Origin of the sequence: Stenotrophomonas nematodicola, from assembly GCF_009467805.1 — a bacterium.
Taxonomy (GTDB): domain Bacteria; phylum Pseudomonadota; class Gammaproteobacteria; order Xanthomonadales; family Xanthomonadaceae; genus Stenotrophomonas; species Stenotrophomonas nematodicola.
The window spans coordinates 1-7,127 of sequence record NZ_WIAY01000013.1 but is presented as its reverse complement, the minus strand read 5'-3'; the positions used below and the strand labels follow the sequence as shown (position 1 = coordinate 7,127).

General features: G+C 58.6%; 6 protein-coding genes. All 6 read right to left on the bottom strand.

The window, feature by feature from the left end:
- On the bottom strand, nt 1–72 hold a 72-nt coding region (locus GDJ08_RS20400), incomplete at its 3' end, for a transposase (protein ID WP_324616691.1).
- Nucleotides 73–374: 302 nt separating this feature from the next.
- Complete coding sequence (locus tag GDJ08_RS19910; RefSeq protein ID WP_153165571.1) at nt 375–905, bottom strand: hypothetical protein; 531 nt, start codon at nt 903–905, stop codon at nt 375–377.
- Entirely contained in the window at nt 902–3,562 is a 2,661-nt protein-coding gene (locus tag GDJ08_RS20295) for an RHS repeat domain-containing protein (RefSeq protein WP_153165570.1), read from the bottom strand. The genes GDJ08_RS19910 and GDJ08_RS20295 overlap by 4 nt, the downstream gene beginning before the upstream one ends.
- 132 nt (nt 3,563–3,694) lie before the next feature.
- The gene (locus tag GDJ08_RS19900) at nt 3,695–4,120 is read right to left on the bottom strand and encodes a hypothetical protein (RefSeq protein WP_153165569.1); all 426 of its coding nucleotides are present in this window, start codon (nt 4,118–4,120) and stop codon (nt 3,695–3,697) included.
- A gap of 9 nt (nt 4,121–4,129) precedes the next feature.
- Nucleotides 4,130–6,046: a polymorphic toxin type 47 domain-containing protein gene (locus GDJ08_RS20395; protein WP_206147405.1), complete on the bottom strand. Its 1,917-nt coding sequence runs from the start codon at nt 6,044–6,046 to the stop codon at nt 4,130–4,132.
- Nucleotides 6,047–6,227: 181 nt separating this feature from the next.
- Complete coding sequence (locus GDJ08_RS19885) at nt 6,228–6,713, bottom strand: hypothetical protein (protein ID WP_153165568.1); 486 nt, start codon at nt 6,711–6,713, stop codon at nt 6,228–6,230.
- Between the last annotated feature and the right edge of the window lie 414 nt (nt 6,714–7,127).

Sequence of the window (7,127 nt, the reverse complement as noted above, 5' to 3'; positions counted from 1 at the left end):
CACACCCGACTGGCTTGCCTGCTCAACCGCACCACGCTTGAACTCGGCGCTGAACTTCCTTCGCTTCGACATGAACACTCCTCATGGCCTGAATCGGCCTTCTTACAAGTGTCCGTGAAAACGGGGGGGAACCCGCCTCACCTGCGCCAAGTTCCGGGTGCGCCACAACCACCTGACCTTCGCCGGGAACGCGTTTCCATCGCCAACCTGGCCAAGACCCGTCGGCTGCTCGGCCAGGATGCCTACGCCCTATGCCAGCGGCGCAACCTCAGCACCTGTTGGACCGACGATCCTCGACGCGCCACCGCCGCTACGTTGCCGACGCCATAACGATCAGCAAGCCCACCATTGGTGGGCTTATTCGGTTCCGCCCATTAAACCAAGCCCGAAATTTCTCTGATGAACGCGGCGACATCAGACCTGCCGTCGTCCAACTCAACACCAAACTCTCTCGCAGATTGCTGCGCCAAACACTCCATGCCACCAAGAGCTTGGGCAACTTCGCTTATCAGCGACGCATCGCCACCCACAACAACCGCCTCAGGATCAAACCATAGAAGAACGGAGAAATCCCTTGAAACAAGATAATACTCCGGGCAAAAATCAATACGATCAATGAATTTCACATAGTCACACCAGTCACTCAACTCAGTCCACGGGAAACATTCGACCCCAACTGGCGACGTCAGCGCCGGTACAAACTTCAACGGCATCGCACCTCGCAAACCAAGTCCGAAGACAAGACTATCAAAAACCGCCCTCGGAACCCCAGGAGCACCATAAAGGTCACGATTCAAGAAAATCCCCAACCACGTCTTGTCCTTGAATGGAAATCCTGGAAAATCTGAAAAACTCAACAGATCCTCGATTGAGTCTTTTACTCCACCATCCTGAGCAGCACTCATGAACTCTTCTCATATCGAGTGGTTTGAATAACATTACCATCTGAATCACGGATTTTGATGGTTGGCGCACCTTTATGATCACTCTTTGTGCTTGTATGTTTGTCAGCCACACCACCACCTTTCAAGCTCTTTACCTCAGTGACGTTCCCATGTCGATCCTCATAGCGCTTCGTATCTCCGACGCCTTCGATACTACCCCACGCTGCGTCTGCAGCGTCCGCACCGCCAGGATGCACATCACCATTACCTGACTTGGATCCTGTGGATGGCGAAGTCACCTCCTTGATTTTGTCGGCAGCAGAATTTACGGTATCGGAGCGTTGAACAAGACGGTCCAGGCCTATGACAGCCAATATTGCGGCGATAACGCCACGACCTCCACTGGCACCACCTGCTCCTGCTCCTGCTCCTGCTCCTGCTCCTGCGCCTGCTCCCGCCCCGCTTCCTGTGACCATTCCCGCCTCCGCGCATACAGCCGCGTTTGCGGGGTTCATTGCGCATGCGACGACGCTCTGCCGCCCATCTGGGTCAGTAAACTTGTACGGATTGTTGTTGGCGTACCGGTACCGATTGAACTGCCCCACCGGCTGCTGATACGCGGTCACTGGGTCAACCGACAGGAACACACCCAGCTGCGGATCCATGTATCGCTGCTGCATATAGCTCAGCCCGGTAGCCCCGTCCATGACGTGCCCGGTATACCCCGGCCCGTCCACCACCTTGCCGATCGGCGCTCCATAAGGCTCGTAGTGCGTCCGCTCGACCACCACACCCGCCTGGTTCGTACTTGCTACCGGACTTCCCAGCGCATCGGTATGCAGGTACGTGATGGTTGCGCCTGCGGCGTTGTACTCACGCTGCGCGATCAGGCTGCCCGCAAGGTGCACGAACTCCCGGCCGACACCCTTGCGCCCATCGCTCTGGAATACCAGGCGACCATCTTGGGCGTAGTGGGAAAGCACATTCCCCGCCGTTGGCGAGGAGGCAAGAACGCGACGCCCCAACGCGTCATAGCGATAGGTTTCGCTACCAACCACCCCGCGCAGCCGGTTGCCCAGATCGAAGCTGTGAGTGACGCCATTCTTGGCCCGAAGGTTGCCCTGGACGTCGTAGGTGAGCCCAATGACGGTATTGCCTGCCCAATCCCGCACATTGGTGAGCTGATTGCGGGAGTCGTACCAGTAGTGGTGATCCTTCACGCCGCGCAGCGTCCAGCTCTTCAGATTGTCGAGCGCGTCGTAGGTAAAGCGGTGCCAAGCATCCCCGCCAAAGCCGTGGGATCCTGCCTCAACAAGTCGATCAAGACCGTCGTAGTACATATGCCGGTTGTAGACCGGCCCAAGCGCCAGATCGAAGATGTCGCTGACGTTGCCATTCGCATCGAAGCGGGTGTCGAAATCGAGCACACCGGTGTCCGTGCTACGTGCGGGCAACTGGCGCTCGTTCTGTTGCATCGAGTGCACGATGCCGTTGCCATAGGTGAACTGCTTGATGCCGCCGTTGGCGTGGTAGCGCACGCCACTGGCGAAGTTGCCCACACGCGTGGCCTGACCAAGCGCATCAGGTGCGTAGTCCACGGCCAGCCCGCTGGGCCAGACCTGGCCGGCCAGGTGACCATTGGCGTTGTAGCTGTACGCGATGGGCCAGTCGTACCACCCCGGCTGCGCCGAGAGCTCAACGGTCAGCGGGCGGCGTTTGTTGTATGCATAGTGGTTGTACGCCACCGTGGTGCCGGCATCGTTCAACACCATCAGCTGTGATGGCAGGCCGTCGGGCGCATAGGACCAGTCCGTATTGCCATTGCCATCAGGGAATCGAAGGCGAACCGGCCGGTTACGCACGTCGTAACCACGCCATGCAGCACGCCCGCTGGAAATGATGGCCTCGGTGTTGCAGGTCGCCAGGCTCGGATAGTTCATGCCGGCCGCCGACCAGACCAGGTTGCCGCCAGCGTCGTAGTCCATCAGCGTGGTGCCGGTTTCCGGCTCCACGGTCTTGCACAGCCGCTGATTGGGCGAGTAGACGTAATGCCGCGTGACAGATTGGCTGCCGTCGGCGCTTCGACGGGTAATGGCCTGCGGCTTGCCGAACAGGTCGCGCACGATCTCGGTGACCGCTCCTTCAGGAGAATGAATCGATACGGGCGTATCGTAGGACGGCTGCCCGAACATCTGATACCGGGTCAGCGTTTGCTGCGCACGCGGATTGACCGTCTTGACCTGGCCACCGGCCAGGTAGTGCGTGGTGCTGACCAGCGGGCCAAGTTCGCTGCTTTGTTCGCTGGACGTCGCCCGCCCGAGCGCATCGTAGCTCTTCCACGTTCCCTTCGAAGGCACGGGGAATGCACTAGCCGGATACGACGCGAACGTCTCGCGCCCATCGGCGTCATGGGTGAACTTCTGCAGCCGCTGGGTACCCGCCTGATCTGCAGCATCGTACTCCTGGGTGATCACCGGGCGCAGGAGCCCGTCAAAGTAGGTGATCTTCCTGGCATTGCCCGTTGCCACCACCTGCCCCAGCTCGATCTTGGGTTTGGCGAAGGGCTCGACCGGCGTCACCACCATCCAGTCGAAGTTATATTTGCTCCCGTCAGGCGCCTGGGCGAGGAAGCCTTCACCGGCATGCCCGCTCTTCAACGTGGGCAGACACGAGAGCATCTAGTTGGTGGACGTCAGCCACGGATACGTGCGCCCGTCGGTAGGTGGCGCGGGCGAGCCCACCACTACACCTCAAGCTGAACTCTGCCGGACACGCAGGCGTGCGTCCCGCGCCTCTCAACGACCTCCGCGCTATGGCGACCAGATCAGAGAATTATCGTGAGTATCAAAGAATACTTTATCGCAATCCCGCGAGAAAACGAAATACTCAAAGAAGTGCATTTCGCCAAGCAATCTCACCAGCTCCGCACCATGCTCGATTCTCAGCACCGGCCACGGCGAAGGCTCATCATCAGTGACGACGAGAAATATGGGATCTCCCATATCGGCCAGGAGCGCCGAAATTCGCTCCTTCCATCCACCACCTGATTCGCCGTAGTTCAGCGACCCGGCATTCTTCAAGGACTCCCACCAATACTGCCGCTCCGAATCAATCCCATGCACGTCGACCAGACTCGAAAGCAGCGCCTCCGCATCAGAAACTTCTGAAACGCTCTCATACCCAAGCGAACAAATCTTCCTGGCCGTCGCTACAGCACTACTATCCTGCACGCTCATTGGTCTTTCCTATCCGGCCTTGATGGATGACGCTCCCCCTGAATATGGGATATTTCCTCGCTGCGCACCACCTTCATCCCTCTTGCCTGCCGACTGCCAGCTTATGTGCTGAGTATCATGGTTCGGCCCTGGACTTGCATGGGGTCCATCGTATGCAATTTTCGCCCCACCCTCCCCCTTGAACTCCACAACTGTACCCGTCTTCTCGTCAACCTTTGAGAAGGATACGTTGCTTGGGTCATTCATCCCAGCCTTCTCAAACGCCTCCCGTCTCGCAGAATCAAAGCCTTCTCCTACCCTCCCTCCGGTACGCGCACCGTCAGCGGCTTTCTCGAACCCTCTGATCGCCTTGATCGCGGTGCCTGCACCCCCGGGCACAACGGGTAGCACAGCAGCAACGGTATCCACGACTGCACCGATTGAATCGACGACACCGGCACCAGCATTCCCCTCGCTGAAGTTGGAATAGGCGCTAGCCACTCCCATTGCCACATTTGCTACATCCCAAGCAGTCTCAACGATTCGGCCATCCGGATCAGTAAACTTGTACGGATTTCCATTTGCATACCGATACCGATTGAACTGCTCCAAAGGCTTTGCATACGCTGTCACCGGATCCACGCTCAGGAACACACACAACTGCGGATCCATATACCGCTGCTGCATGTAGCTCAGTCCGGTAGCCCCGTCCATGACGTGCCCGGTGTACCCCGGACCGTCCACCACCTTGCCGATTGGCGCACCATAGGGTTCGTAGTGCGTCCGCTCGACCACCACACCCGCTTGGTTCGTACTTGCCACCGGACTTCCCAGCGCATCGGTATGCAGGTAGGTGATGGTTGCGCCTGCCGCGTTGTACTCACGCTGCGCGATCAGGCTGCCCGCAAGGTGCACGAACTCCCGACCCAACCCCTTGGGTCCGTCGCTCTGGAAGACCAGACGGCCGTCCTGCGCGTACTGGGAAAGTACGCTCCCGGCACCGGGAGTAAAGGTCAGTATCCGGCGTCCCAACGCATCGTAACGATAGCTTTGACTACCCGTGACCTCCCGCAAGCGGTTGCCCAGGTCAAAGCTGTGGCTGATGCCGTTCTTGGCCTGCAGATTGCCTTGCGGATCGTAGGTGAGCCCCATCACGGTGTTGCCCACGCCATCGCGTACGTTGGTGAGCTGGTTGCGGCTGTCGTACCAGTAGTGATGATCCTTGACGCCCGGCAGCGTCCAGCTCTTCAGATTGTCGAGCGCATCGTAGGTAAAGCGATGCCAGGAGTCTCCACCGAAATTGTTTGATCCCGCCGCGACCAGGCGGTCAAGGCCGTCGTAGTACATGTGGCGGTTGTAGAACGGCCCCAGCGCCAGGTCGAAGATGTCGCTGACGTTGCCATTCGGGTCGAAACGGGTATCGAAATCGAGCACGCCGCTGTCGGTGGTGCGCGCCGGCAGTTGGCGCTCATTCTGCTGCATCGAATGCACGATGCCGTTGCCATAGGTGAACTGCTTGATGCCGCCATTGGCGTGGTAGCGTACGCCACTGGCGAAGTTGCCCACCCGCGCGGCTTGACCTAGCGCATCAGGGGCGTAGTCCACGGCCAGCCCGCTGGGCCAGACCTGGCCGGCCAGGTGACCGTTGGCGTTGTAGCTGTACGCGATGGGCCAGTCGTACCACCCCGGCTGCGCCGAGCGCTCAACGGTCAGCAGGCGGCGTTTGTTGTATGCATAGTGGTTGTACGCCACCGTGGTGCCGGCATCGTTCAACACCATCAGCTGCGATGGCAGACCGTCCGGCGTATAGGACCAGTCCGTATTGCCATTGCCGTCAGGGAATCGAAGGTGTACCGGCCGGTTACGCACGTCGTAACCACGCCATGCAGCACGCCCGCTGGGAATGATGGCCTCGGTGTTGCAGGTCGCCAGGCTGGGATAGTTCATGCCTGCCAGCCACATGCCCCCCTCGCATCGATTGGTTCACTACGGTGGCCAAGTACTCGTGGGTAGAGTGGTCGACGACGGTCAGCATCCTGAAACGTCGGCCATCAAACAAGGCGTCGCACCAGCTTTCAGGTGGTGGGTCAGTCACGAACAAGCCACTTCAACTCAGCAGGGCAGTGAACTACAGGGAGTCGACAGCGTTTGAGCGGCGGGGCGGAGGCCTAGGCGTTTCATCGCGACTTTGGCGAAGTCTACCAATTACGAGCCTTGCCTCTGCCTCATCAACTTCGTTGAATTCATACACATCATTGAGCTCAACAAGCCTTGATTCTGGATGGACGTCAAGGGTTCCGCTAATTTTGAAAAGACCGCTTGCGGCGGCAGGCTGATCGTACACCCTCTTGTTGAACTCGCGAATCCGGCCTACAGCGCCATCTGCGGGAGAAATCGCCCCCTGAAAACTGTAGAAGTTAAAGACGGGCTGCATGCACGATGGATTTATTAATATTGTTCCATGCTCAAGTGTTCCGTAGATGTATACATCCCGCACAGGCAGCTCGCGCGTTGGCACGCTCGATAGAACTGCTCTACAGTAGGGATCTTCTATTGGAGAGTTCGAGCAACTGGTCAGTAAAATACCCACGAAGGCGATGGCAAATTTATTCATGGCTCATATCCAGAGCAACCGCCGCCGCCACTCGCACAGGCTCCTTCCCAAGAGCGGTTTACACCATCCCAAATAGCTCGCCGTCGATCCGCGAGCGACATTCCAGGTTGATTGTAGGCATTCCTAATGCCTAATGCATTCGCCATCGCGGAGCTCATGCCATAAGCATTTAGTTCCGTCACCATTCGTTCAATGCCTGTTGCAGGAAAGTAACTCGGCCGGGCGCCGGGCTGCATGCTGTCCCATTTATGCACTCCCTCATGACCAACAACCATACCCCCCGACGCCCCCCCGGCTTGAGTAGTGGGCGGGTTTAGAGTCCGGTGCTGATGGTATCTCTCTTTCCAGCCAACTGTGCGGCGTACTGGGCGGGCGTCAGCCCGCCAAGAGCCCGCTTAGGCCGTTCTTCGTTGT

Bases quoted from the DNA above. Each gene is read 5' to 3' on its own strand.
- GDJ08_RS19910 (WP_153165571.1), bottom strand. From the start codon at position 905: ATGAGTGCTGCTCAGGATGGTGGAGTAAAAGACTCAATCGAGGATCTG.
- GDJ08_RS20295 (WP_153165570.1), bottom strand. From the start codon at position 3,562: ATGCTCTCGTGTCTGCCCACGTTGAAGAGCGGGCATGCCGGTGAAGGC.
- GDJ08_RS19900 (WP_153165569.1), bottom strand. From the start codon at position 4,120: ATGAGCGTGCAGGATAGTAGTGCTGTAGCGACGGCCAGGAAGATTTGT.
- GDJ08_RS20395 (WP_206147405.1), bottom strand. From the start codon at position 6,046: ATGAACTATCCCAGCCTGGCGACCTGCAACACCGAGGCCATCATTCCC.
- GDJ08_RS19885 (WP_153165568.1), bottom strand. From the start codon at position 6,713: ATGAATAAATTTGCCATCGCCTTCGTGGGTATTTTACTGACCAGTTGC.